This is a genomic window from Aquabacter sediminis (assembly GCF_028863665.1).
Classification (GTDB): Bacteria; Pseudomonadota; Alphaproteobacteria; order Rhizobiales; family Xanthobacteraceae; genus L1I39.
Genome location: NZ_JARBFX010000008.1, coordinates 215,379 through 238,617, shown reverse-complemented (window position 1 = coordinate 238,617; position 23,239 = coordinate 215,379). Strand labels below are relative to the sequence as shown.

20 protein-coding genes are annotated in these 23,239 nt (G+C 68.5%); 14 read left to right on the top strand and 6 right to left on the bottom strand.

What is annotated here, in order from left to right; translation table 11 throughout:
• Positions 1–4 precede the first annotated feature (4 nt).
• Both PV781_RS17515 and PV781_RS17510 read left to right on the top strand, forming a co-directional pair.
• Positions 5–2,485, top strand: coding sequence for a DNA translocase FtsK (locus tag PV781_RS17515; RefSeq protein WP_425532414.1), 2,481 nt, complete (start codon positions 5–7; stop codon positions 2,483–2,485).
• A gap of 58 nt (positions 2,486–2,543) precedes the next feature.
• Positions 2,544–3,650 (top strand): outer-membrane lipoprotein carrier protein LolA, encoded by a 1,107-nt coding sequence (locus PV781_RS17510; RefSeq protein ID WP_274776921.1) that lies wholly within the window; start codon positions 2,544–2,546, stop codon positions 3,648–3,650.
• 185 nt (positions 3,651–3,835) lie between these two features.
• Here PV781_RS17510 and PV781_RS17505 read toward each other — a convergent pair whose 3' ends face one another.
• On the bottom strand, positions 3,836–4,801 hold the full coding sequence (locus tag PV781_RS17505) for a GDP-L-fucose synthase family protein (protein WP_274776920.1): 966 nt from the start codon (positions 4,799–4,801) through the stop codon (positions 3,836–3,838).
• A gap of 238 nt (positions 4,802–5,039) precedes the next feature.
• On the opposite strand from PV781_RS17505, the gene PV781_RS17500 reads away from it, so the two are divergent.
• The 3 genes from PV781_RS17500 (at position 5,040) to PV781_RS17490 (ending at position 8,857) form a co-directional block, all read left to right on the top strand.
• Positions 5,040–5,864, top strand: coding sequence for an exodeoxyribonuclease III (locus PV781_RS17500; protein WP_274776919.1), 825 nt, complete (start codon positions 5,040–5,042; stop codon positions 5,862–5,864).
• 80 nt (positions 5,865–5,944) lie between these two features.
• Complete coding sequence (nudC, locus tag PV781_RS17495) at positions 5,945–6,874, top strand: NAD(+) diphosphatase (RefSeq protein WP_274776918.1); 930 nt, start codon at positions 5,945–5,947, stop codon at positions 6,872–6,874.
• A 183-nt stretch (positions 6,875–7,057) separates the two neighbouring features.
• On the top strand, positions 7,058–8,857 hold the full coding sequence (locus PV781_RS17490; protein ID WP_274776917.1) for a solute carrier family 23 protein: 1,800 nt from the start codon (positions 7,058–7,060) through the stop codon (positions 8,855–8,857).
• 15 nt (positions 8,858–8,872) lie between these two features.
• Here the strand turns inward: PV781_RS17490 and PV781_RS17485 are convergent, their stop codons facing one another.
• Positions 8,873–9,724: a prephenate dehydratase gene (locus PV781_RS17485; RefSeq protein WP_274776916.1), complete on the bottom strand. Its 852-nt coding sequence runs from the start codon at positions 9,722–9,724 to the stop codon at positions 8,873–8,875.
• A 505-nt stretch (positions 9,725–10,229) separates the two neighbouring features.
• On the opposite strand from PV781_RS17485, the gene PV781_RS17480 reads away from it, so the two are divergent.
• The 9 genes from PV781_RS17480 (at position 10,230) to PV781_RS17440 (ending at position 20,224) form a co-directional block, all read left to right on the top strand.
• Complete coding sequence (locus PV781_RS17480; protein ID WP_274776915.1) at positions 10,230–10,859, top strand: c-type cytochrome; 630 nt, start codon at positions 10,230–10,232, stop codon at positions 10,857–10,859.
• Between the two features lie 320 nt (positions 10,860–11,179).
• Positions 11,180–13,021: an extracellular solute-binding protein gene (locus PV781_RS17475; RefSeq protein ID WP_425532416.1), complete on the top strand. Its 1,842-nt coding sequence runs from the start codon at positions 11,180–11,182 to the stop codon at positions 13,019–13,021.
• Entirely contained in the window at positions 13,018–14,880 is a 1,863-nt protein-coding gene (locus tag PV781_RS17470; RefSeq protein ID WP_274776913.1) for an extracellular solute-binding protein, read from the top strand. Before PV781_RS17475 ends, PV781_RS17470 begins: the two co-directional genes overlap by 4 nt.
• Positions 14,881–14,934: 54 nt before the next feature.
• Positions 14,935–16,047, top strand: a complete 1,113-nt coding sequence (locus PV781_RS17465; protein ID WP_274776912.1) for a microcin C ABC transporter permease YejB — start codon at positions 14,935–14,937, stop codon at positions 16,045–16,047.
• A gap of 3 nt (positions 16,048–16,050) precedes the next feature.
• Positions 16,051–17,205, top strand: a complete 1,155-nt coding sequence (locus PV781_RS17460) for an ABC transporter permease (protein ID WP_274776911.1) — start codon at positions 16,051–16,053, stop codon at positions 17,203–17,205.
• A gap of 30 nt (positions 17,206–17,235) precedes the next feature.
• Positions 17,236–17,499 (top strand): hypothetical protein, encoded by a 264-nt coding sequence (locus PV781_RS17455; protein WP_274776910.1) that lies wholly within the window; start codon positions 17,236–17,238, stop codon positions 17,497–17,499.
• Between the two features lie 3 nt (positions 17,500–17,502).
• Positions 17,503–17,943, top strand: coding sequence for a type II toxin-antitoxin system VapC family toxin (locus PV781_RS17450; protein ID WP_274776909.1), 441 nt, complete (start codon positions 17,503–17,505; stop codon positions 17,941–17,943).
• Complete coding sequence (locus tag PV781_RS17445; protein WP_274776908.1) at positions 17,940–19,577, top strand: ABC transporter ATP-binding protein; 1,638 nt, start codon at positions 17,940–17,942, stop codon at positions 19,575–19,577. Before PV781_RS17450 ends, PV781_RS17445 begins: the two co-directional genes overlap by 4 nt.
• On the top strand, positions 19,574–20,224 hold the full coding sequence (locus tag PV781_RS17440) for an NUDIX domain-containing protein (RefSeq protein ID WP_274776907.1): 651 nt from the start codon (positions 19,574–19,576) through the stop codon (positions 20,222–20,224). Before PV781_RS17445 ends, PV781_RS17440 begins: the two co-directional genes overlap by 4 nt.
• Positions 20,225–20,247: 23 nt before the next feature.
• Here PV781_RS17440 and pcaD read toward each other — a convergent pair whose 3' ends face one another.
• The 4 genes from pcaD to PV781_RS17420 form a co-directional block, all read right to left on the bottom strand.
• The gene (gene pcaD, locus PV781_RS17435; protein ID WP_274776906.1) at positions 20,248–21,045 is read right to left on the bottom strand and encodes a 3-oxoadipate enol-lactonase; all 798 of its coding nucleotides are present in this window, start codon (positions 21,043–21,045) and stop codon (positions 20,248–20,250) included.
• 82 nt (positions 21,046–21,127) lie between these two features.
• Positions 21,128–22,159, bottom strand: a complete 1,032-nt coding sequence (locus PV781_RS17430) for a cyclase family protein (RefSeq protein WP_274776905.1) — start codon at positions 22,157–22,159, stop codon at positions 21,128–21,130.
• A 38-nt stretch (positions 22,160–22,197) separates the two neighbouring features.
• Positions 22,198–22,926, bottom strand: a complete 729-nt coding sequence (locus PV781_RS17425) for an SDR family NAD(P)-dependent oxidoreductase (protein ID WP_274776904.1) — start codon at positions 22,924–22,926, stop codon at positions 22,198–22,200.
• Positions 22,923–23,234: a YciI family protein gene (locus PV781_RS17420; protein ID WP_274776903.1), complete on the bottom strand. Its 312-nt coding sequence runs from the start codon at positions 23,232–23,234 to the stop codon at positions 22,923–22,925. Before PV781_RS17420 ends, PV781_RS17425 begins: the two co-directional genes overlap by 4 nt.
• Positions 23,235–23,239: the final 5 nt, after the last annotated feature.

The following is a 23,239-nucleotide window of genomic DNA, read 5'->3' as shown; positions in this document are numbered from 1 at the left end:
GCCGATGCCCATGGCCCGCCGCCGCCCCTCTGCCAATCCCGCCCTGCGCTCCGCCGGGCTCGGGCTGTTTGACGTCATCCCCGAGGGGGTGCGGCGGGCGGTGAGGCGACGCAGCAGCCAGATCACCGGCTTCTTCCTGCTGTCGGGCGCGCTGTTCGCGCTTGCCTCCCTGGTCACCTGGACCGCCACCGACCCGAGCCTGTCCAACGCCTCGGCGGGGCATATCGCCAATGCGCTGGGCCGGCCCGGCGCCATCATCGCCGACCTGCTGATGCAGCTTCTGGGCCTGGCTTGCCTCGCGCTGCTGCTGCCGCTCGCCTTCTGGGGCTGGCGGCTCCTCACCCATCGGCCGCTGCCGGGCGAGAAGCTGCGCCTCGGCGCGCTGACCTTGGGCGTGCTTGGGGCCTGCGCGGTTCTGGGCATCCTGCCGCGCCTCGGCACCTGGCCCATTCCCAGCGGCATGGGCGGGGCGTTGGGCGACCTGTTTCCGCGCCTGCTGGGCGTCGTGCGCGGCGGCCTCCCCTCTTTGTTCGACATGTTCCTGGTGGGGGTGGCCGGTGGTTCGGCAGCCCTCATGGGGCTTTATCTCGCCTGCGGCCGCTGCACGCCGCGCGAGGCCGACGACCCGTCCGTGGGCGAAGAGGATGACGGCGAGCCGCCGGACCAGCGGGCCATCTCGCTCGGCGCCTTCACCCATACGCTGCTCTCCCTGCGCGCCCGCCTCTTCGCCCGCCGCAAGGCGCCGCGCGTCGCCGCGCTGGGCGGCTTTGCCCGCGAGGTGTTCGCCTCCGAGACCCGCGCCAGGGAGACCGGCGGGCGGGTGGAGCCGCGCCTTGGCGGTGGCCCTGACCGGGGAGCGCCGCTCGCGCGCGATGTCCATGACGACGAGGATGAGGCCCCGGCCGCGCCCGCCGCCCGCAAGACCGCCCCGGCGCGGCGCGAGGCGCCGCCCGTGCCGCGCCGCCCCGGCTTCTACCAGATGCCGGACCTCAAGCTCCTCACCGCCCCGCCCCCCTCCAAGGGCCCGGCCATGAGCCCGGAGGCGCTGCAGGAGACGGCGCGTCTTCTGGAGGGCACGCTGGAGGATTTCGGCGTGCGCGGCGAGATCGTGCAGGTGCGCCCCGGCCCGGTGGTGACCCTCTACGAGCTGGAGCCGGCGCCGGGCATCAAGTCGTCCCGCGTCATCGGGCTTGCCGACGACATTGCCCGCTCCATGAGCGCCATCTCCGCCCGCGTGGCCGTGGTGCCGGGCCGCAACGCCATCGGCATCGAACTGCCCAATGCCAAGCGCGAGAAGGTGCTGCTGCGCGAACTGCTCGCCACCAAGGACTTCTCCGACAGCGGCCATAAGCTCGCGATCGCGCTCGGCAAGACCATTGGCGGTGAGCCGGTGATCGCCGACCTCGCCCGCATGCCCCATCTGCTGGTGGCCGGCACCACCGGCTCGGGCAAGTCGGTGGCCATCAACACCATGATCCTGTCGCTGCTCTATCGGCTGAAGCCGGAGCAGTGCCGCCTCATCATGGTGGACCCCAAGATGCTGGAGCTGTCGGCCTATGACGGCATCCCCCATCTGCTCGCCCCCGTGGTCACCGACCCCAAGAAGGCGGTGGTGGCCCTGCGCTGGGCGGTGCGGGAGATGGAGGACCGCTACAAGAAGATGTCGAAGCTTGGCGTGCGCAACATCGACGGCTTCAATGCCCGCGTCGCCGATGCGGAGAAGCGCGGCGAGAGCATCGCCCGCACGGTCCAGACCGGCTTCGACCACGAGACCGGCGAAGCCATCTATGAGCGCGAGGAGATGGAGCTGGGGCCGCTGCCCTATATCGTCGTGATCGTCGACGAGATGGCGGACCTCATGCTGGTGGCCGGCAAGGAGATCGAGGGCGCCATCCAGCGCCTCGCCCAGATGGCCCGCGCCGCCGGCATCCACCTGGTGATGGCCACCCAGCGCCCCTCGGTGGATGTCATCACCGGCACCATCAAGGCCAATTTCCCCACCCGGATTTCCTTCCAGGTGACCTCCAAGATCGACAGCCGCACCATTCTCGGCGAGATGGGCGCCGAGCAGCTGCTCGGCCAGGGCGACATGCTCTACATGGCCGGGGGCGGGCGCATCAATCGCGTGCACGGGCCGTTCGTCTCCGACGAAGAGGTGGAGGACGTGGTCCGCCATCTCCGCGCCCAGGGCGCGCCCTCTTATGTGGATGCGGTGACCGCCGACCCGGATGGCGACGAGGACGAGGACGGCGCCGTGTTCGACAAGGGCGGCTTCGGGGAGGAGGGGCTGGACCTTTATTCCCAGGCGGTGGCCGTGGTGCTGCGCGACAAGAAGTGCTCCACCTCGTATATCCAGCGCCGGCTCCAGATCGGCTACAACCGGGCCGCCTCGCTGGTGGAACGCATGGAGAAGGAAGGCGTTGTGGGGGCTCCCAACCATGCGGGCAAGCGGGAGATCCTGCTGTCGGACGAGGCCGCCGAATAGGCGCGCACACCTGACGCAGGGCCACAGCTTCGCCATGAGGGCGGTTTAGGAAAGGGACGTGAAGTTGACGCAGCCGCACCCGCACGCCCCGGTCCCCGCTGTTCTTGGCCCCCGCCGGGTGGCCGAGACGATGCGCCGTTTCGTCCGTCCTCTCGTCCTCCCTTTCCTGTGCGCGCTGCTGGTGCCCGGCGCCGGGTCCGCGCGGGCGCAGGGCGTGCTCCTGCCGCCGGGCGAGGTGCTGCGGCCGGCGGGCTCCATTCCCGGTGCCGCCCAGCCCACCCAGTACCAGATGTTCGCGCCGCAGACCGCCTTGCCGCTGCTGTCCACCACTCCGGCGGCGCCCGCCGCTCCGGTGGCGCCGCCCAATGCCCAGGCGGTGAATCCGGCGTCCGCCAATCCGCCGCCGCCCAGCGTCGCCGCCGCCCCTCCGCCCCTCCCGGTGCCTCGCCCGGCCAGCGCCAACGAGGCGCCCGCGCAGGTGGCCGCCGCTCCGGCGGCCTCCGCGCCGACCCAGATCGCCCCCACCGCTTCCGCCTCCAATGCGGCCTCGGCCCGGGTGAACGGCGCCGGCAAGCCCGGCGCGCCCTTCCAGCCGCGCGCGGTCGCACCCGTGCAGGGCGACCAGGACCGGGCGCCGGATGTCATCATCGACAAGGTGAGCAATTACTGGAACGGCGTGCAGGTGCTCTCCGGCAATTTCGTGCAGGTGGACCCGGACGGCTCGCGCAAGACCGGCGACTTCTACATGCAGAAGCCCGGCCGGGTGCGGTTCGAATATGATTCCCCCGCCACCCTGGAGCTGATCTCCAACGGCCAGTCGGTGGCGGTGCGCGACCGCCGGCTGAACACGCAGGACATCACTCCGTTGTCGCAGACCCCCCTGCGCTTCCTGCTGGCGCAGACCATCGACCTGGCGCGCGATCCGCACGTGGTGGGCGTCTACCAGGACAATCTCTATGTGACGGTGGTGATGGAGGAGAAGGTGCCCATGCTCGGCACCTACAAGCTGCTCCTCCTGTTCGATGCCAAGGACTACCAGCTCAAGCAGTGGATCGTCACCGATCCGCAGGGCTACGACACCTCGGTGGCGATCCGGAACCTGGACTATACCCGCCGGCCCGACCCCAAGCTGTTCGTCATCAATTTCGAGCGGATGCTGCAATAGGCGCGGCGCGTGGCGGACGCGCTGGACGGGGCGGCGTCCGTTTGGACGTAGAGCTCGGCACCATGAACGTCACCACCTCGTCCTCGCCGCGCACCCTCGACCTGCCCTTCAATGACCGGAAGGTGATGAACGAAAAGTTCTGACCCGAACACCGGGCGGCCTTGCCGCCCGGCTTGCGCCCGCCGTCAGGCGCACAGGTCGCGGGCGGGGTGGAAGCGGGCCTGGAAGTCCGCATAGGCGGCCACAAGGCCGTCCTTGAGCGGGGTTTGGGCGGTCCAGCCCAACGCGGTCAGGCGGGAGACATCGAGCAGCTTGCGCGGCGTGCCGTCGGGCTTGGCGGTGTCGAAGACGATCTCGCCGCGATAGCCGGTCACCGCCGCGATCTCGCGGGCGAAGTCGGCGATGGTCATGTCCCGCCCACAGCCCACATTGAGCGGCTCGGCATCCGAATAGGTGCGCAGCACATGCAGGCAGGCATCCGCCAGGTCGTCCACGTAGAGGAACTCGCGCCGGGGCGTGCCGGTGCCCCACACCGTCACGCTCGGCGCCCCCGCAAGCTTGGCCTCGTGCATGCGGCGGATGAGGGCGGCGGGCACGTGGGAATGCTCGGGATGGTAATTGTCGCCCGGGCCATACAGGTTGGTGGGCATCACGCTCACATAGTCCGCGCCATACTGGCGGCGGAAGGCCTGGGCCAGCTTGATGCCGGCGATCTTGGCGATGGCGTACCACTCATTGGTGGGTTCCAGCGGCCCCGTCAGCAGGCTGTCCTCATGGATGGGCTGGGGGGCGAGCTTGGGATAGACGCAGGACGAGCCCAGAAACACCAGCTTGCGCACGCCCGCCTCGTGGGCGGCGCTGACGGTGGCGATCTCGACTTCAAGATTCTCGCGCAGGAAATCCACCGGGAAGGCGTCATTGGCATAGATGCCGCCCACCTTGGCCGCCGCCATGAAGACGAAGTCCGGCCGCTCCCGCTTCATATAGGCGGTGACATCGGCGCGGGAGGCGAGGTCCAGCTCGGACCGGGGGGCGGTCAGCACCTCCACCTTCTCGCGGGCGAGACGGCGCACCAGAGCCGAGCCCACCATGCCGCGATGGCCGGCGACGAAGATGCGGGCGCCTTCGATCTCACACAGATCTGTGCTCATTTCGACCTCGATCGGACCGGGCACCCGCGAAGGCGCGCCCGCATCGCTCCTGGGATGCGCCCCCGCATCCGTGACCCGCTTTCCAATTCTTTCCGAGGGGAGATGTCAACACTTGCCCTGCGGAAGTCGTGACGATTCTACCGTGCGAGGACCCATGGCGCGACCTTCCTCTTGACCGGGGGCGCCGGAGCGCGGCTCATGCGCCGCCCATTCCCGCCAACCGACCGGAACCGTGCCCGTGGCCCGTTCGCTGACCGTCTGCACCTGGAACATCAATTCCGTCCGCATCCGCCTTGATCTGGTGCAGGAGGCGATCGCCCGCCTGAAGCCGGACGTGCTGTGTCTCCAGGAAACCAAATGCCAGGACGACAAGTTCCCCGTCAAAGCGATCAAGGATATGGGGTTCGCCCATATCGCGCTCAATGGCCAGAAGGGCTGGCACGGGGTCGCCACCTTCTCCAAGCTTCCCTTTGAGGCGGTGGAACGACAGGAATTCTGCGCCAAGGGCGATGCCCGTCACGTCTCGGTGACCCTGGCGGCGGGGCTCTCCGCGCCCCTGACCATCCACAATTTCTATGTGCCGGCCGGCGGCGACATTCCCGATCCCGACCTCAACCCCAAATTCGCCCACAAGCTCGCATTCCTGGACGAGGTCACCGCCTGGCCCCGCCTCGCCGAGCAGGCCAACGACCCGGCCGGCCACGCCATGCTGGTGGGCGATCTCAACATCGCGCCGCTGGAAAGCGACGTGTGGAGCCACAAGCAGCTTCTCAGCGTGGTCAGCCATACGCCCGTCGAGGTGGAGCGCATGGGCCGCTGGCAGGCGTCCGGCCCCTGGGTGGACGTGATGCGCCGGTTCGTCACCCCGCCGGAAAAGCTCTTCACCTGGTGGAGCTACCGCTCGCCTGACTGGACCGCCAATGATCGCGGCCGCCGGCTCGACCATGTGTGGACCAGCCGCTCGCTGGCCCCGCTCGCCCGCGACATGACCGTGCTGCGCGAGGCCCGCAGCTGGGAAAAGCCCTCCGACCACGTGCCGGTGGCGGTCACGTTCGAGATTTGAGGGGGAGGGAGGGTCACCTTGCCTCTCGGCCGCGCCCGTGCCACCGTCCGCCTCCCGCATCCTCGCCTCAGGCGCCCCCCATGTCTTCCTCCGACCTTCCCGATCTCGGCCCCTGGCCGGCGCTTGGCTATGTGGACAGCCCCATCGACCGCGCTGCCCATCTGCGCGGCGAGGCGGAGAGCCTGCTCGCACGGCGTGATGCCCGCATCTATCTGATGGGCGGCGAACTGGTGGCCGCGCGCAAGCTGGGCGACTGGCTGGAGCCGCTGTTCGAGCGCGCGCATGCCGAAGCCCTTGGCGGCGTCCGCCCGCTTTTTCTCGGCCTCAGGGACGGCGCGCCGCGCTTCGCCATGCGCTTTGATCCCGGTCGGCGGGAGGAGATGGAGGCGGGCGGCCTGTTCGTCTCCGACCTGCGCTCCATCGCGGTCGCCGGCCTGCTGCCGCCGGGGGACCTGGCCGCCATCGCCTGCGGCAAGGCCATGCTGGCCTGGCACGGGCGCCACCGCTTCTGCTCCAATTGCGGCACCGAGGCGCGCATTGTCGAGGGCGGCTGGCGGCGGGATTGTCCCTCCTGCGGCGCCCAGCATTTTCCGCGCACCGATCCCGTGGTCATCATGCTCGCCCATCGCGGTGATCTGTGCCTGATGGGGCGCCAGCCTCATTTCGCGCCGGGCATGTGGAGCTGCCTCGCCGGCTTCGTGGAGCCCGGCGAGACCGCCGAGGAGGCGGTGCGGCGCGAGGTGATGGAGGAGGCGGGCATCGCCACGGGGCGGGTGACCTACCATTCCTGCCAGCCCTGGCCCTTCCCCATGTCGCTGATGATCGGCTGCCTCGCCGAGGCGACCTCCGACGAGATCGTCATGGACGCCAAGGAGCTGGAGGGCGCGCGCTGGTTCACCCGGCGCGAGGCGGCGCTCATGCTCACGCGCACCCATCCCGACGGTCTGTTCGTCCCCCCGCCGGTGGCCATCGCCCACCACCTGATCCGCGCGTTCGTCGAGGGCGCGTAGGGGGAGGCATCCTGCGCTCGGGGAAGACCGCAGGCGCGGCACGGGGGGAAACAGACCCCTGGATCGGTTTTGCCGGCCGCGCGCGGGTGTCCCGCATGGTGACGATTGAGTTCGGCCGCCCCGCCGGTCCACCATGGGGGCCGGGATAACAGCGGCCCGATTCGCGCCGCAGCGGGTGAAGCAGTGGAGCACCACACCGGAGCGGCCCAGCCGGGCCCCACCAAGCGGCTGGCACAGGCGGTCGGCGAATGGCTCGCGCCGCCGCGCGGCTCGGCGCGGCCGACGCGCCGGCCGTCCACCCTGGTCTATGGGCTGGGCGACAAGGTTCCCCTGTCCACTCTTGTCCCGCTCTCGGTCCAGCATGCCATGCTGGCCCTCACCTTCCTCATCTATCCCCTGGTCGCGGCCAGCGAGGCCCGCCTCGGCGCCCATGAGATGCAGGCGGTGATGACCGCCTGCACCATGTGCATGGGCCTTGCCACCATTCTCCAGAGCGCGCGCACCCGCATCGGCAGTGGATATCTGGGCGTGCACATTCCCTCGCCCAGCGGCCTGCCGCTGGCGGTGCAGGCGCTCACCTTGGGCGGGCCGCCCTTGATGGCGGTGACCACGCTGATGGTGGGGATCTGCCAGGTGTTCATGGCGCGCCTTGCCCGGCCCATGCGCATTCTCGCCCCGCCGGAAGTGTGCGGCGTCGCGGTGCTCATGCTCGGCATGTCGCTGGCGGGGCCGGCGCTGCGCCGGGCGCTGGGCCTGGATGGGGGCGCCGCGCTCGTCCGGCCGGGCGCGCTCACCGTCTCCATGGCGACGCTGGCGCTGATCGTGGGCATCACCGTGTTCGCCCCGCGCCGCTACAAGCTGTTCGCGGTGGTGACGGGCGCGACCCTGGGCTGGCTGCTTGCCGTGCCGTTCGGCGTGCTTCAGCCCGACATGGCGAAGACTCTGGCCGAGGTGGAGTTCGTGGACCTGCCGGCGCTGGCGCTCCCGGGCCTGACCCTGGCGCCGAGCCTGTTCCCGCTGCTCGCCTTGGTGGTGATGATGAGCTTCATGGACGTGCTCTCCACCACCGTCTCGCTGGAAAAGATGAATGATGCGGACTGGCGGCGAGCCGACATGGGCGCTGCCGGCCGGGCCATCTCCACGGTGGGCCTCGGCAACATCCTGAACGGCCTGACCACCGGCTTCCAATGCGGCCTGTCCTCCTCGGCGGTGGGCCTGGCCTTCGCCACCGGAGCCACCGCCCGCATCATCGGCGTCTGCGCCGGCGTGGTGATCTTCGCCACGGCCTTCTTTCCCAAGGCCATTGTCGCCCTCACCCTCATCCCCTCGCCGGTGATCGGCGGCATCCTGCTCTACACCTCCGCCTACCTGCTGGTGGCGGGCATGGACCTCATCCTCTCCCGCCGCCTCTCGGAGCGCCGGGTGTTCCTGGTGGGCCTGTCCATCCTGGCGGGCATGTCGGTGGCGCTGCTGCCCCTGAAGGAGCAGCTCCACACCGCCATCCAGCCGCTGTTCTCAAACCCGCTGACGGTGGCCATCTGCGCGGCCATGCTGCTCAACCTCGTCATGCGCATCGGCATCTCCAAGGAGAGCGCCGAAGTGGTCGAGGAGGGGGCGAACGCCTTCCTCGCCGTGCAGCGCTTCCTGGAGCACCAGGGCGACCTGTGGGGCGCGCGGCGGGACGTGATCGCCGCCGCCATTCCGGTGGCGGCCCAGGCGCTGGAGGTGGTGGTCGATACCGGCATCGCGCAGGGCCCGGTGGAATTGCGGGCGCGCTTCGACGAGACCCACCTGGATGTGTTCGTCATCTATGACGGGGAGGTCCTGGAAGTGCCCAAGGAGCGCCCCTCGCCGGAGGCGCTGCTGGGCGATGCGCAGGAGGTGGCGGGCTTTGCCGCCTACCTCCTCAAGGGCCTCGGCGACAAGGTGACCTTCGGCCGTGCCGGCGGCAAGGCCCGCATCATCCTGCGCTTCGACCACTGAGTGGGGGCGCGCCCCTCAGCCGTGGCCGTTCAGGCCAAGCCGGTAGGAATGGGCGGGATAGACGCCCAGGATGCGCAGTTCGCGGGAGAAGAAGGCCAGCTCCTCCAGGGCGAACTTCAGCCCCTGGTCGTCGGGATGGCCGTCCACGTCCGCATAGAACTGGGTGGCCGTGAACTGGCCGTCCATCTGGTAGGATTCCAGCTTGGTCATGTTCACGCCATTGGTGGCAAAGCCGCCCAGCGCTTTGTAGAGCGCGGCGGGGACGTTGCGCACGCGGAAGACGAAGGAGGTCACCACCGGCCCCTCGGCCGGGCTCGCCCACTCCCCCTCCTTGGACAGGATGACGAAGCGCGTGGTGTTGTGGGCCTCGTCCTCGATGTTCTCGGCGAGGATGTCGAGCCCGTACAGCTCGGCGGCGAGGCGCGAGGCGATGGCGGCGCGGCTCACATCCTGCGCCTCGGCGATCTCGCGGGCGGAGCCGGCGGTGTCGGCGCCGATGACAGGCGTCAGGCTGAGGGTGCGCAGCGCCTTGCGGCACTGGCCCAGCGCCATGACATGGCTCTGCGCGGTCTTCAGCGTGGCAAGGCTCGCCCCCTTCACCGCCATGAGTTGGTGGGACAGCGGCAGGAAATATTCCCCGATGATGTTGAGGCTCGCCCGCGGCAGCAGGTGATGGATATCCGCCACGCGGCCGGCCACCGAATTCTCGATCGGGATCATGGCCAGGTCCGCCGTGCCGCCTTCCACCGCCGCGAAGGCGTCCTCGAAGGTGGGGCAGGGCACCGCCTCATGGTCGGGATAGGTGTCGCGGCACGCAATGTGCGAGTTCGCGCCCGGCTCTCCCTGGAACACGATGCGGCGGCTCATGGCAGTCTCCTCGTCTGGTCCGAGCCGGGCAAAGGCGCGGCCGGACATCTTTTCCCTCGGTCAGCCCGAATCCCCACGGGACCGGCCGCCGCTCACGACGGCGCGGCGGGCGGATATTCACCGCCGCGCGGCTCCTGTCCATCGCCAATTGCCGGCCGGACGCGTCGGGCGGGGCTCAAGACGGCCCCGCACCGGCCTTCCCGCCGTGCCGGGATGCGACGGGTCGCCGCGTTCCCTCCGCTGCGTCAGCCGCGAGGAAGGGCCGGCAGGGCCGCTTTCGTGTCGCACGGGGCCTTGGGAGCGGCCATGGCGGGGCTTTGGAAAGGCGCGCCCGGCAAGGCCAAACGTGCCATTTGGGCGCGCCCCCACCGGGTTGCGCGGGGCGAACCAACATGATTAGTGTCCGAACGGCAGCACCCTTAAGGGCGCGCCGCCTAACTGTGCGCGCGGAACTGGCTAGAATCTTGGGGCTCCGAGGAGCGAAGCGCCGATGGATAGTTTCGAATTGAACAAAATCGCGGGCGCGGTGCTGGGAACTCTGACGCTCACGCTCGGTCTCGGTATCGTCTCGCAGATCATTTTCACCCCCGAGGCGCCCGCCAAGCCCGGCTATGAGATTGCCGTGCCCGAGGGGCCTTCGGACGCCGTGGCCACCAAGCCCGCGGAAGTGCCGATCGAGCAGCTGTTCGCCACCGCCTCCCCCGAGAAGGGTGCGAACGCCGCCAAGAAGTGCGTGGCCTGCCACAATTTCCAGGAAGGCGCCGGCGCCAAGGTCGGTCCGGATCTCTATGGCGTGGTCGGCCGCCCGAAGGCGAGCGTGCCGGGCTTTGCCTATTCGGCGGCCATGAAGGAGAAGGGCGGCGACTGGACGCCCCAGGACCTGAACGCCTTCCTCACCAATCCCAAGGCCTATATCCCGGGCACCGCCATGGCCTTTGCCGGCATTGGCAAGGAAACCGAGCGGGCGGACCTGATCGCCTATCTCAACACCCTGTCCCACGATCCCAAGCCCTTGCCGACGGCCTCCGCCGCGCCGGCCAAGGAGGCGACGCCGTCTGCGCCCGCGCCCACTGGCGCCGCGCCCGGCGGGGCAACGCCGTCGGCCCCCGCGCCGTCCGAAGCCAAGCCTCAGTGAGGCACCCGCCGAGGGCAACAGTGCTGTTCCTCGGCACCGGTCACACTCCGCTCAAAGGCCGCCTCCGGGCGGCCTTTTCGTTTTCGTGGTGGGTCCCACAGCCTTTTGGCCTCTTGACGTAGTCTGTTGGACGTCTCTCACCGGTTTGGTGGCGATGGGGGCTTCAGGAGGGCCACAAAGGGGGCCGCGTGTGGTCACGCTCGCTTGAGCGATGGCCGTCAGCGCCGGCGCGCCATCTTTCTGCCGTCGCGCCGGGGGTCATTATCGGCTATTCCTTTGACCTCCCCCGCATCGCAGATCCGGAGTTCCCCATGAAGTTGATGGTCCGCCGCCTCGCCCTCGCCGTGGTGCTTCTCGCCTGCGCGGGCCCGGCGTCGGCGCAGGAGGGCGGTGCGCCCTTCCGCGCCGCGACCTCGCTCATGGGCGTTCCGAAATACGCTCCGGATTTCAAGCATTTCGACTATGTGAACCCGAATGCGCCCAAGGGGGGCGCCTTGCGGCTGGCCGAGAGCGGCACATTCGACAGCTTCAATTCGGTGATCCCGCGCGGCGCCGCCGCCGCCGGGCTCGGCCTCATCTACGACACGCTCACCACCCAGTCCTTCGACGAGGTGGCCACCGCCTATGGCCTCATCGCCGAGGGGCTGCGCTATCCCTCCGACTTCTCCTCGGTGACCTACCGTTTGCGGCCCGAGGCCCGCTGGCATGACGGCACGCCGATCACGCCCGACGACGTGGTGTGGTCGTTCGACGTCATCACCAAGAACAGCCCCGGCCAGGCCTTCTATTATCGCCACGTCAAGTCGGTGGAGAAGACCGGCGAGCGGGAGGTGACCTTCACCTTCGACCAGGGCGGCAACCGCGAGCTGCCGCAGATCGTGGGCGAGATGACCATCCTGCCCAAGCACTGGTGGACCGGGACGGACAGCAGCGGCCGCCCGCGCGACATCACCCAGGGCACGCTGGAGCCGCCGCTGGGCTCGGGCGCCTACAAGATCAAGTCCTTCGTGCCCGGCCGCACCATCGTCTATGAGCGGGTGAAGGACTATTGGGGTGCCAAGCTGCCGGTGAACGTGGGCACCAACAATTTCGACGAGATCCGCTACGAATATTACCGCGACGATACGGTGGAGCTGGAAGCCTTCAAGGCCGACCAGTACGATTTCCGCGTGGAGATCTCGGCCAAGAACTGGGCGACCGCCTATGACTTCCCGGCCCGCACCGACGGCAAGGTGGTGCTCGAAATGTTCGAGAACCGGGCCTCGGGCGCCCTGCAGGCCTTCGTGCCCAACCTGCGCCGGCCCAAGTTCCAGGATGCGCGGGTGCGCCGCGCGCTCAATTATGCGCTCGACTTCGAGGGCATGAACCACACCCTCTTCTTCGACCAATATACCCGCATCTCCAGCTATTTCGCCGGCACTGAGCTGGCCGCCTCCGGGCTTCCCACCGGCCAGGAGCTGGATATCCTTCAGGGCGTGAAGGACAAGGTGCCGGCCGCGCTCTTCACCCAGCCCTACACGAATCCCGTGACCGGCTCCGAAGAGGCCCGCCGCGCCAATCTGCGCAAGGCGGCCGACCTGCTGAAGGAAGCCGGCTTCCAGGTGAAGGGGCGCCAATTGGTGGACGCCAAGGGCGAGCCCTTCAGCATCGAGATCCTGGTGGATCGCCCGAGCTTCGAGCGCGTGGCCCTGTTCTACAAGCCCGCTTTGGAGCGGCTCGGCATCGCCGTCACCGTGCGGGTGGTGGACAATGCCCAGTACATCAACCGCGTGCGCTCCCGCGACTTCGACATGATCATCGCCTATTGGGGCCAGTCGCTTTCGCCGGGCAATGAGCAGCGCGACTTCTGGGGCTCCGAATCGGCCAAGCGCGACGGCTCGCGCAATTATGCGGGCATCGCCGATCCGGCTGTGGACGCCCTGATCGAGAAGGTCATCTATGCCTCCGACCGCGAGGAACTGGTGGCCGCCGCCCATGCCCTCGACCGGGTGCTGTTGTGGAACGACTTCGTCATTCCCGCCTGGACGCTGAATTTCACCCGCACGGCCCGCTGGGACCGGTTCGCCCATCCCCCGGAGCTGCCGCGCTATTCCTTCGGCTTCCCCACCATCTGGTGGTGGGACGCCGCTAAGGCCGCGAAGGTGGGGGCGCCCAAGCCATGAGCGGGATGGACCGTCGTTCCGTCCTGAAGCTCACCGCTGCCGCCGGCGCCGGCCTGATGACCCCCCCCTTGGCGGGGGGGCTGGCAAGCCGGGCCGCTCTCGCTGCGCCCGAAGGGGCGGAGCGCCACGGTCTGTCGGCCTTCGGCGAACTGAAATATCCCGCCGATTTCAGCCATTTCGCCTATGTGGACCCCGCCGCCCCGAAGGGCGGCGCCTTTTCCCTCATCGGGCCGACGGCGGCCTATAACCAGTCGTTCCAGACCTTCAATTCGCTGAACGGCTACATCCTGCGCGGCGATGGCGCGCAGGGCCTTGCCCTCGTCTTCGACAGCCTGATGGTGCGGGCCGCCGACGAGCCGGACAGCCTCTATGGCCTTGTGGCCGCCTCCGTCCTCATCACCGAGGAGGGCCGCGTCTATCGCTTCACGCTGCGCCCCGAAGCCCGCTTCCATGACGGGTCCCCGCTCACGGCGCAGGACGTGGTGTTCTCGCTGGAGACGCTGAAGAGCCAGGGCCATCCGCTCATCCGTCAGGCGCTCCAGGAGTTTACCAGCGCCGAGGCGGACGGGCCCGGCGCCGTTGTGCTGCGCTTCACCGCCCAACGCCCGCGCGACGTGCCCCTTTACGCGGCGAGCCTGCCAATCTTCTCCAAGGCCTATTACGGCACGCACAAGTTCGAGGAGACCACCCTCGACCCGCCGCTGGGCTCCGGCCCCTACAAGGTGGGCCGCTTCGAGGTGGGGCGCTTCGTGGAATATGACCGCGTGCCCGGCTACTGGGCGGCCGACCTGCCGGTCAATCGCGGTCGCTTCAACTTCGACACCGTGCGCTACGAATATTTCCGCGACCGGGAGGTGGGGTTTGAGGCCTTCAAGGCGCGGGCCTATCTCTACCGTCAGGAATTCACCTCCCGCGCCTGGGCGACCCAGTACGACTTTCCCGCCGTCAAGGACGGGCGGGTCAAGCGCGAGGTCCTTCCCGACAACACCCCCTCCGGTGCCCAGGGCTGGTTCTTCAACACCCGCCGGCCGAAATTCTATGACCGCTCGGTGCGCGAGGCGATTGCGCTCGCCTTTGATTTCGAGTGGACCAACAAGAACCTCATGTTCGGCCAGTATGACCGGACCGTCTCCTTCTTCCAGAATTCCGACCTGATGGCCCAGGGCAAGCCCTCCCCGGCCGAGGAGAAGCTGCTCGCCCCCTATCGCGACCGCCTGCCCGAGGAAGTGTTCGGCGAGCCCTATCTGCCGCCGGTGACCGACGGCTCGGGGCAGGACCGGGCGCAATTGCGCCGCGCCGCCGCGCTTCTGAAGGAAGCGGGCTATGTGGTGCAGCAAGGCCGGCTGGTGGATGGCAAGGGCCAGCCGCTGACCATCGAGTTTCTGGACGATGACGGCGCCTTCGAGCGGCACACCTCGCGCTATATCGGCAACCTCAAGGTGCTGGGCATCGAGGCGACGTTCCGCATCGTCGATCCCGCGCAATACCAGGCGCGGCTGAAGGATTTCGACTTCGACATGCTGGTGCGCCGTTACTCGGTCTCGCTCAATCCGGGCGAGGAATTGCGGGCCTATTTCGGCAGCGAAGCAGCGCGCACCCGCGGCTCGAACAATGTTTCGGGCATTTCGGACACCGCCGTGGACGGGCTTATCAGTGTGGCGCTCGCCGCCCAGACCCGCCCGGAGCTGGTGACCGCCTGCCGCGCCCTGGACCGGGTGCTGCGGGCCGGCCGCTACTGGGTGCCCCAATGGTACAAGCCCTCCCATTGGCTCGCCTATTGGGATGTGTTCGGCCGCCCGCCGGTGCCGCCCAAATACGATACCGGCGTTCTTGACACCTGGTGGTCCAATCCCGCGTGAGCGGTTGACGTCGCAGCGGCGTAACCCCACGGTGACGCGGAAAGCGGAGACACGATGCTCGCCTATATCGTCCGACGCCTGGCCCTGATGATCCCGACCATTCTCGGCATCATGCTGGTGTCCTTCGTGGTCATCCAGTTCGCCCCCGGCGGGCCGGTGGAGCGGGTGATCGCCCAGCTCACCGGCGACGATGTCTCGGCCACCGCCCGTGTCTCGGGCCAGGGCGGCGACCTGGCAGGCGGTGCCGCGCGCGGTGCCGGGGCGGGCGGGGCGGATGCTTCCTCCAAGTATCGCGGCGCCCAGGGTCTCGATCCGAAATTCATCGCCGAGCTGGAAAAGCAGTTCGGCTTCGACAAGCCCGCCCACGAGCGCTTCCTGCGGATGATCTGGAACTATGTGCGCTTCGATTTCGGGCGCTCCTATTTCCGCGACATCGGGGTGCTGGATCTGATCGCGGAGAAGCTGCCGGTCTCCATCTCACTCGGGCTGTGGATGACGCTGCTGACCTATGTCATCTCCATTCCGCTCGGCATCGCCAAGGCCATGAGGGACGGTTCGCGCTTCGATGTGTGGACCTCGGCGGTCATCATCGTCGGCTATGCCATCCCTTCCTTCCTGTTCGCCATCCTGCTCATCATCCTGTTCGCCGGCGGGTCGTTCCTGGACTGGTTCCCCCTTCGGGGCCTGACCTCCGACAATTGGGTGCAGATGTCCTGGCCGGAACGCATCGCCGACTATGGCTGGCACCTGGTGCTGCCGCTCACCTCCATGGTGCTCGGCTCCTTCGCCACCATGACGCTTTTGACCAAGAACTCGTTCCTGGAAGAGATCCGAAAGCAATATGTCACCACCGCCCGCATGAAGGGCCTGCCGGAGCGGCGGGTGCTCTACGGGCATGTGTTCCGCAATGCCATGCTGATCGTGATCGCCGGCTTCCCGTCCGCCTTCATCTCCGCCTTCTTCACCGGCTCGCTGCTGATCGAGACCATCTTCTCCCTGGATGGGCTCGGGCTGCTGGGCTTTGAAAGCGTCCTCAACCGGGACTATCCGGTGGTGTTCGGCACGCTCTACATCTTCTCGCTCGCGGGCCTTCTGGTGGGGCTCCTGTCCGACCTCACTTATATGCTGGTCGATCCGCGCATCGACTTTGAAACGCGGGAGGTGTGAGGCATGGACACGCTCGCTCCCGCCGTGGCACCCCAAACTGCGGTGCCGAACAGCGAAAAACGCTGGCTTTCGCCGCTCAACCAGCGCCGGGTGCGGAATTTCCGCGCCAACCGCCGCGGCTGGTGGTCTTTCGTCCTCTTCACCATCCTGTTCGTCTTGAGCCTGTTCGCCGAATTCATCGCCAATGACCGGCCGATCCTGGTGAGCTATGAGGGCGCCTATTATTTCCCGGTGGTGAAGGCCTATCCGGAGACCACGTTTGGCGGCGACTTCGAGACCACGGCGGACTATCGCGATCCCTATCTCAAGAAGCTGATTGCGGAGAAAGGCGGCTGGATGATCTGGCCGCCCATCCATTTCTCCTATTCCACCCACAATCTCGACCTGCCCACGCCGGCCCCCTCGCCGCCCACCTGGATGCTGACCGAGGCGCAGTGCAAGGCGGCGGCCGAGCGCAAGGGCGTTTCGGGCTGTTCGGGCCTGGAAATGAACTGGCTCGGCACCGACGACCAGGGTCGCGATGTGCTGGCCCGCCTTATCTACGGCTTCCGCATCTCGGTGCTGTTTGGCCTGACTCTGACCATCATCTCCTCCATCATCGGGGTCGCGGCGGGCGCGGTGCAGGGCTATTTCGGCGGCTGGGTGGACCTCCTGTTCCAGCGCTTCATCGAGATCTGGACCTCCATTCCCGCCCTCTATCTGCTGCTCATCATCTCCTCCGTGCTGGTGCCGGGCTTCTGGGTGCTCCTGGGCATCCTGCTGCTCTTCTCCTGGGTGTCGCTGGTGGGCATGGTCCGCGCCGAGTTCCTGCGGGCCCGGAATTTCGAGTATGTGCAGGCGGCGCGGGCGCTGGGGGTGGGCAATTTCACCCTCATCGTGCGCCACATCCTGCCCAATGCCATGGTGGCCACCCTCACGCTTTTGCCGTTCATCCTGTCCTCCTCGGTGATGACCCTCACCGCCTTGGACTTCCTCGGCTTCGGCCTGCCGCCCGGCTCGCCCTCGCTGGGTGAGCTGCTGGCCCAGGGCAAGGCCAACATCCAGGCGCCCTGGCTTGGGCTGACCGGCTTCTTCACCGTGGGCCTGATGCTGACCTTGCTCATCTTCATCGGCGAAGCCGTCCGCGACGCCTTCGACCCGCGCAAGACCTTCGGGTGAGTGTGGTAGGATGGCGCCGGAGATGACCCCATGACCAGGATCGTGCGCGAACACTACCCGGTGGAGAAGCTGCCGGAGGATTTGCGGGACGGACTTCCCGTCGGCACCACCGTCACCGTCACCGTCGAGGGCCGCTCCCCGCCCGCGCCCTTCGATTCACGCCTCGACCAGATTCTGCGCGATGCGCGCCCAGTCGGCCCCTCGGAGGCGCGGATGCGGCTAGCGCGTAGCGGGGTCAGCGCCGCGGAGGCGGTGGCGCGGATCCGTGCGCTGCGTGACGAGTGGGACAGCTAGACGGTGCGCGTCTATCTGGATGCCAATGCCATCATCCTGGCAATGGAGGGGGAGCCGCCAGCGGCGGAGGCTATGGTGGCCATCATGGAGCATCGTTCCGCCGACTTCGCCGCTGTGACCAGCCAATTGTCCATGGCGGAGATCCTGGTAGCGCCCATCCGGGAGCGGGATTTTCAGCGCATCGAAATCTATGCTGGTCTTCTGGCAGGGGGAGGCCAACTGGATTGCCTTGCCGTCTCCCGTGACGTCCTGTTGACCGCCGCCCGTATTCGCGCCGCCCATCCCAGCCTGAAGCTGCCGGATGCCATACACTTGGCTAGCGCCGAGTGCGCGGGGTGCTCTCACATCATCACTGGCGACAAGCGTTTGGCGGCGCATGCGCCGCTGCCCGTGGTGGACACGAGCGCCCATGACCTTTCTGCCCTTTTGGAGCAGCTGCCATGACCCAAGCCGCCGCGCCCCTTCTGTCCGTCGAGAACCTGTCCGTCGCCTTCCGCCGGGACGGCACGGATGCCGTGGCGGTCAAGGGCGTCTCCTTCCAGGTGGGCGCGGGCGAGACCGTGGCCCTGGTGGGGGAATCGGGCTCCGGCAAGTCGGTGACCGCCCTTTCCATCCTGAAGCTCCTGCCCTATCCGGCCGCGAGCCATCCCACGGGCCGTATCCTGTTCAAGGGGCGCGACCTGCTCACCTTGCCGGACCGGGAGCTGCGCGGCGTGCGCGGCAATGACGTGACCATGGTGTTCCAGGAGCCCATGAGCTCCTTGAATCCGCTCCACACCATTGAGCGGCAGGTGGGGGAGATGCTCATCCTCCATCGCGGCCTGTCCACCGCCGCCGCCCGCGCGCGGACGCTGGAACTGCTCCATGAGGTGGGGCTGCCTGACCCCGAGAGCCGGCTCTCCGCCTATCCCCATCAATTGTCCGGCGGCCAGCGCCAGCGTGTCATGATCGCCATGGCGCTGGCCAACGAGCCGGACCTTCTGATCGCCGACGAGCCAACCACGGCGCTCGACGTCACCGTCCAGGCGCAGATCCTCAAGCTCCTGAAGCAGCTTCAGGCCCGCCTCGGCATGGCCATGCTGTTCATCACCCATGACCTGGGCATCGTGCGCAAGATCGCCGACCGGGTCTGCGTCATGCGGCACGGGGAGATCGTGGAGCAGGGCAGCGCGGAGGACATCTTCCAGCGCCCCACCCATCCCTATACCCAGGCCCTCCTCCATGCCGAGCCCAAGCCCGACCCGGCGCCCGCCGCACCCGATGCGCCGGTGGTGGTGGCGACCGAGGACCTGAAGGTCCATTTCCCCATCAAGCGCGGCATCCTCCGGCGCACCATCGGCCATGTGAAGGCGGTGGATGGGGTGACGGTGGCCGTCCACCAGGGCGAGACGCTGGGGGTGGTGGGGGAATCCGGCTCGGGCAAGACCACCTTGGGCCTGGCCATGTTGCGCCTCATTTCCTCCGCCGGCCCCATCGCCTATCTCGGCCAGCGCATTGACGGCCTGCGCTTTGCGCAGATGCGGCCGCTGCGCAAGGACCTGCAGATCGTCTTCCAGGACCCCTATGGCGCGCTCTCGCCCCGCATGGCCGTGGGCGATATCGTGGGGGAGGGGCTGGAGGTGCATCAGCCCGGCCTCTCGTCCCAGGCGCGCGAAGCGCGGGTGATCGCGGCGCTGGCGGATGTGGGCCTCGATCCCGAGATGCGCCATCGCTATCCGCACGAATTCTCCGGTGGCCAGCGCCAGCGCATTTCCATCGCCCGGGCCATGGTGCTCGAACCCTCCTTCGTGGTGCTGGACGAGCCCACCTCGGCCCTCGACATGCTGGTTCAGGCCCAGATCGTCGACCTGCTGCGCTCCCTCCAACGCCGGCGCAACCTGACCTACATGTTCATCTCCCACGATCTGCGGGTGGTCTCCGCCCTGGCGAGCCGCATCCTGGTGATGAAGGGCGGCAAGGTGGTGGAGGAAGGGCCGGCGCGGCAGGTGTTCGAGGCGCCGCGCGAGGCCTATACCAAGGCCCTGTTCGCGGCGGCCTTCAACCTGGAGACCGCCCAGGTGGGGGTGGTGGCGCAATGAGCGGGATCCAGACCGGCGGGCTGCTGGGCGATGCGGTGGCGGACATCGATCTGTCCGCACCGGAGACCCTGGCGAAGTCCTATCTCACCTATGAGCAGTATGACGTGACGCTTCGCCATCCCGATGGCACCGTGGACCTGCTCTCGCGGGACGTGATCCGCGTGGGGCGGGTGGCTGGCGTGCTGTGCGTCGATCCCGTGCGCGATGTGCTGGTGCTGATCCGCCAGTTCCGCCTCTCGGCGCATCTGGCCACAGGACGGGGCGAGCTGGTGGAGATCGTGGCCGGCCGGGTGGAGCGGGGCGAAGATTGCGCCGAGGCGGCGCGACGGGAGTGCCAGGAGGAGATCGGGCTCGAGCCCTATCACCTGGAGCCGCTCTTCACCTTCCTGCCCACGCCCGGCGTGACGGATGAAAGCTGCGACCTGTTCCTCGGGCTCGTGGATGCCTCCCGCGTGCCGGAACGGGCGGGGGCGGCGAGCGAGCACGAGGTGACGCGCCCCTTTACCGTGCCGGTGGATGAGGCATTGAGCCTTCTGGCGCCGGGCCGTTCGTCCAACGCCTATCTGCTGCTGGCCGTGCAATGGCTGGCGCTGAACCGCCACCGCCTGCCGGAGATGATGGCGCGCGGACGGGCCGGCGCGCCATAAGGGGCCTCAGGCGGGCAGGAAACTCAGCCGGGAAGGAAGCCCAGCAGCAGGCGGCTGAGCGCCTCCGGCTGCTCCACGCAGGGAATGTGCGAGGCGTCCGCGATGACCTCGAGCCGTGCGCCGGCAATGCCCTGCGCCAGCGCCTCGGCGGCGGCGGGCGGGGTGGAGGGGTCCTTGTCGCCCACGAGTACGAGCACCGGCGCGGCGATCTTCGCGCCGGCCTCCCGCAGGTCGGCGTCCCGCACCGCCATGGCGCAGCCCAGATAGCCCTCCAGCGTGGTGCGGGCCACCATGTTCACATAGCCCCGGATGAGATCGGGGCGGGCGGCGCGGAAGCCGTCCGTGAACCAGCGGGCCATGACGCCCGTCGCAATGGCGGGCAGGCCGTCGCGGCGGATACCGACGATGCGGTCGTTCCACACCGAGGCCGGGCCGATGACGGCAGCCGTGTCGCACAGCACCACATGGTCCACCCGGTCCGGCGCGGAGGCCGCCAGGTGCTGGGCCACCATGCCGCCGATGGACAGGCCCACCACATGGGCCTTCGCGATGCCCAGCGCATCCAGGAGCGCCAGCGCATCCCCCGCCAGTTCGGCGATGGAATAGCCCTGCGCCTCGCCCGGCAGGGGGGTGGCGTCGGTGAGGCCGTGGCCGCGCATGTCATAGCGCAGCACCCGGTAGCGGGTGGTCAGCGCCGGCACGATGGCATCCCACACATGGAAGCTGGTGCCCAGCGAATTCGCGAGCAGCAGGACGGGCGCGCCCTTCGGGCCGGCGAGGTCATAATGGGTGACGAGGGGGCCGGTAAGGATGAAGGGCATGGCAGGCTCCGGGAGAGACAACGAACGGATAGTGGCCCCTCGCATGACCGATGCGAGAAGCGGACCCTCGTGAGGACGGACGTCAGACGGTGGCGATGGGCGTCACCGGGGACCCCACTGCACCGGGCAGGCGCAAGGGCGGGGCGGTGAGCAGGAAGCGGTTGCGGCCCGTGGCCTTCAGATGGGCGGCCAGCGCCGAGAGCCACCACAATTCGCCGAGCGGCACCCCCAGCTTGAACAGGCAATGATGGTGCAGCGGCATGGAGGCCTGGGCATTGGCGGCGAGCTTGCGGGCAGGCAACTGCTCCACCGCGTAATTGTCGGCCACCAGGGCCGAGATGCGGCTGTGGGCGATCCAGTCGAGAAGCTTGGTGTCGCGCCCATCCAGCACCGCGCAGGCGCGGGCGAGGCGGTCAGGATCGGGGACGCCGTCCATGGCCATGATGAGGTCGGTGAAGCCGGTATAGAGGCAGAGGATGTCGCCCTCCTCCACAACCACCTTCTGGGCCTCCATCACCCGCATCAGGTCGTCATAGCCGACCAGGTGGCGGGCTTCACCGAAGGGCGAGAGGAGATCCACGAGCACCCCGCGCCCCTGCACGCCATGGGCAGCGGCATTCTGGATGCCCAGGCGCCGGGCGCCGGTGGGGATGCCGCGCTCGGCCGCGTCCCTGGGGCCGACAATGTCGATGCCGGCGCGGAAGCCGTTATAATAAACGGGCTCCGGCCGCCCCGTGCCGCTCACGTCGAACAGGGCGCCCACATGGGCGAAGCTGTCCCACTGGGTGGAATATTGCAGGCAGATTTCCACCTTGTCGTCGCTCACCACGTCCACGAAGCTGGCATCGTCGTGGCACAGCAGGGCGTTGTAGCGCGGCGCTTCGGCGGGGCCGGTGGGCACCAGGACCGGGGGAAACCGGCGGGCATTCACCACATTGCCGCCCGGCCGGTCCAGCGGCAGGGACAGGCAGAAGGTGCGGCCCTCGCGCACCTCGGCGACGGCGGCCCGCACCTTGTCGGGTGTGATGAGGTTGAGGCGGCCCAGTTCGTCGTCCGGCCCGAAATCGCCCCAGGTGGAGCCTTCGGGACGGCGGGTCCAGCGCGGGTTGGACATGTGATGACTCTTTCTTTCGCGGAGCCTTGGGCGGGGCCTCAGACCACGCCCTTGCCCACGGTCATGCCGCCGCACACCGGCAGCGTCTGGCCGGTCACGAAGCCCGCGGCATCGCCGAGGAAGAAGCAGATGGCATCCGCCACGTCCTCGGGCGTGCCCATGCGGCCGACGGGAATGGCCTCGATGATGGCGCGGGTGCGGGGGGCGTCCGGCGGGTTGGCGGCGGTGAAGAGCGGGGTGGCGATGGGGCCGGGGGCCACCGCATTCACGGTGATGCCGTCGCGGCCCAGTTCCAGCGCCCAGGTGCGCGTCAGGCCGAGCAGCCCGGCCTTGCTGGCCGCATAGGCGCTGCGCAGGTCCTTGCCGTAGGCGGCGCGGCTGGAGACGTTCACGATGCGCCCGAAGCCCGCCGCCCGCATGCCGGGCAGCAGTGCCTGCGTGCATTGAAGCGTCGCGCCCACATTCAGGCGCATGACCGCTTCGAGGTCTTCAAGCGTGGTGTCGTCGATGGTGGCCGGCCGCACCAGGCCCACATTGTTGACGAGGCGGGTGATGGGGCCATCGGCCAGAACGGCTTTGAGCGCCGCGTCGGTGGCCGCCGCATCCATCATGTCGACGGCGATGAAGCCCGCGGCCACGTCGCCGGGGGGCGGGGCGCGATCGAGCACCACCACCGCGCGGCCCGCCGCAATTTCCCGCCGGACCACCGCCAGGCCGATGCCGCTGGCGCCTCCCGTGACGAGCGTGCGCCCTGCGCCGGCGGTCACTTCGAGGCTCCCGGCAGGTAGCAGACGCCATCCACATAGGCCTTGCGCCAACGCTGGATCACCACGCGCTCGAACAGGCCGGCGGTGGTGAAGGGATCGGCGGCGATGAAGGCTTCCGCCTCCGCCCGCGTCTCCACGTCCACCACATAGAGCCCGCCGCCGGCGGCATTGCCGTCCTCGTCGAGCTTGGCGCCGCAGGCGAGCAAGAGGTGCTTGTGGGCATCCAGGAAGGCCAGGTGCACATCGCGCGTGGCGGTGCGCAGGTCCGCCGAACCGGGCTTGTCGAAAGTCTCGATCATGTAGGCCATTGGAA

What these genes read in the sequence shown, in the direction of transcription:
- PV781_RS17460 (WP_274776911.1), top strand. Translation starts at nt 16,051, where the DNA reads ATGGACACGCTCGCTCCCGCCGTGGCACCCCAAACTGCGGTGCCGAAC.
- PV781_RS17445 (WP_274776908.1), top strand. Translation starts at nt 17,940, where the DNA reads ATGACCCAAGCCGCCGCGCCCCTTCTGTCCGTCGAGAACCTGTCCGTC.
- PV781_RS17440 (WP_274776907.1), top strand. Translation starts at nt 19,574, where the DNA reads ATGAGCGGGATCCAGACCGGCGGGCTGCTGGGCGATGCGGTGGCGGAC.
- nudC (WP_274776918.1), top strand. Translation starts at nt 5,945, where the DNA reads ATGTCTTCCTCCGACCTTCCCGATCTCGGCCCCTGGCCGGCGCTTGGC.
- PV781_RS17465 (WP_274776912.1), top strand. Translation starts at nt 14,935, where the DNA reads ATGCTCGCCTATATCGTCCGACGCCTGGCCCTGATGATCCCGACCATT.
- PV781_RS17475 (WP_425532416.1), top strand. Translation starts at nt 11,180, where the DNA reads ATGGTCCGCCGCCTCGCCCTCGCCGTGGTGCTTCTCGCCTGCGCGGGC.
- PV781_RS17505 (WP_274776920.1), bottom strand. Translation starts at nt 4,801, where the DNA reads ATGAGCACAGATCTGTGTGAGATCGAAGGCGCCCGCATCTTCGTCGCC.
- PV781_RS17420 (WP_274776903.1), bottom strand. Translation starts at nt 23,234, where the DNA reads ATGGCCTACATGATCGAGACTTTCGACAAGCCCGGTTCGGCGGACCTG.
- PV781_RS17485 (WP_274776916.1), bottom strand. Translation starts at nt 9,724, where the DNA reads ATGAGCCGCCGCATCGTGTTCCAGGGAGAGCCGGGCGCGAACTCGCAC.
- PV781_RS17455 (WP_274776910.1), top strand. Translation starts at nt 17,236, where the DNA reads ATGACCAGGATCGTGCGCGAACACTACCCGGTGGAGAAGCTGCCGGAG.
- PV781_RS17470 (WP_274776913.1), top strand. Translation starts at nt 13,018, where the DNA reads ATGAGCGGGATGGACCGTCGTTCCGTCCTGAAGCTCACCGCTGCCGCC.
- PV781_RS17515 (WP_425532414.1), top strand. Translation starts at nt 5, where the DNA reads ATGCCCATGGCCCGCCGCCGCCCCTCTGCCAATCCCGCCCTGCGCTCC.
- PV781_RS17430 (WP_274776905.1), bottom strand. Translation starts at nt 22,159, where the DNA reads ATGTCCAACCCGCGCTGGACCCGCCGTCCCGAAGGCTCCACCTGGGGC.
- pcaD (WP_274776906.1), bottom strand. Translation starts at nt 21,045, where the DNA reads ATGCCCTTCATCCTTACCGGCCCCCTCGTCACCCATTATGACCTCGCC.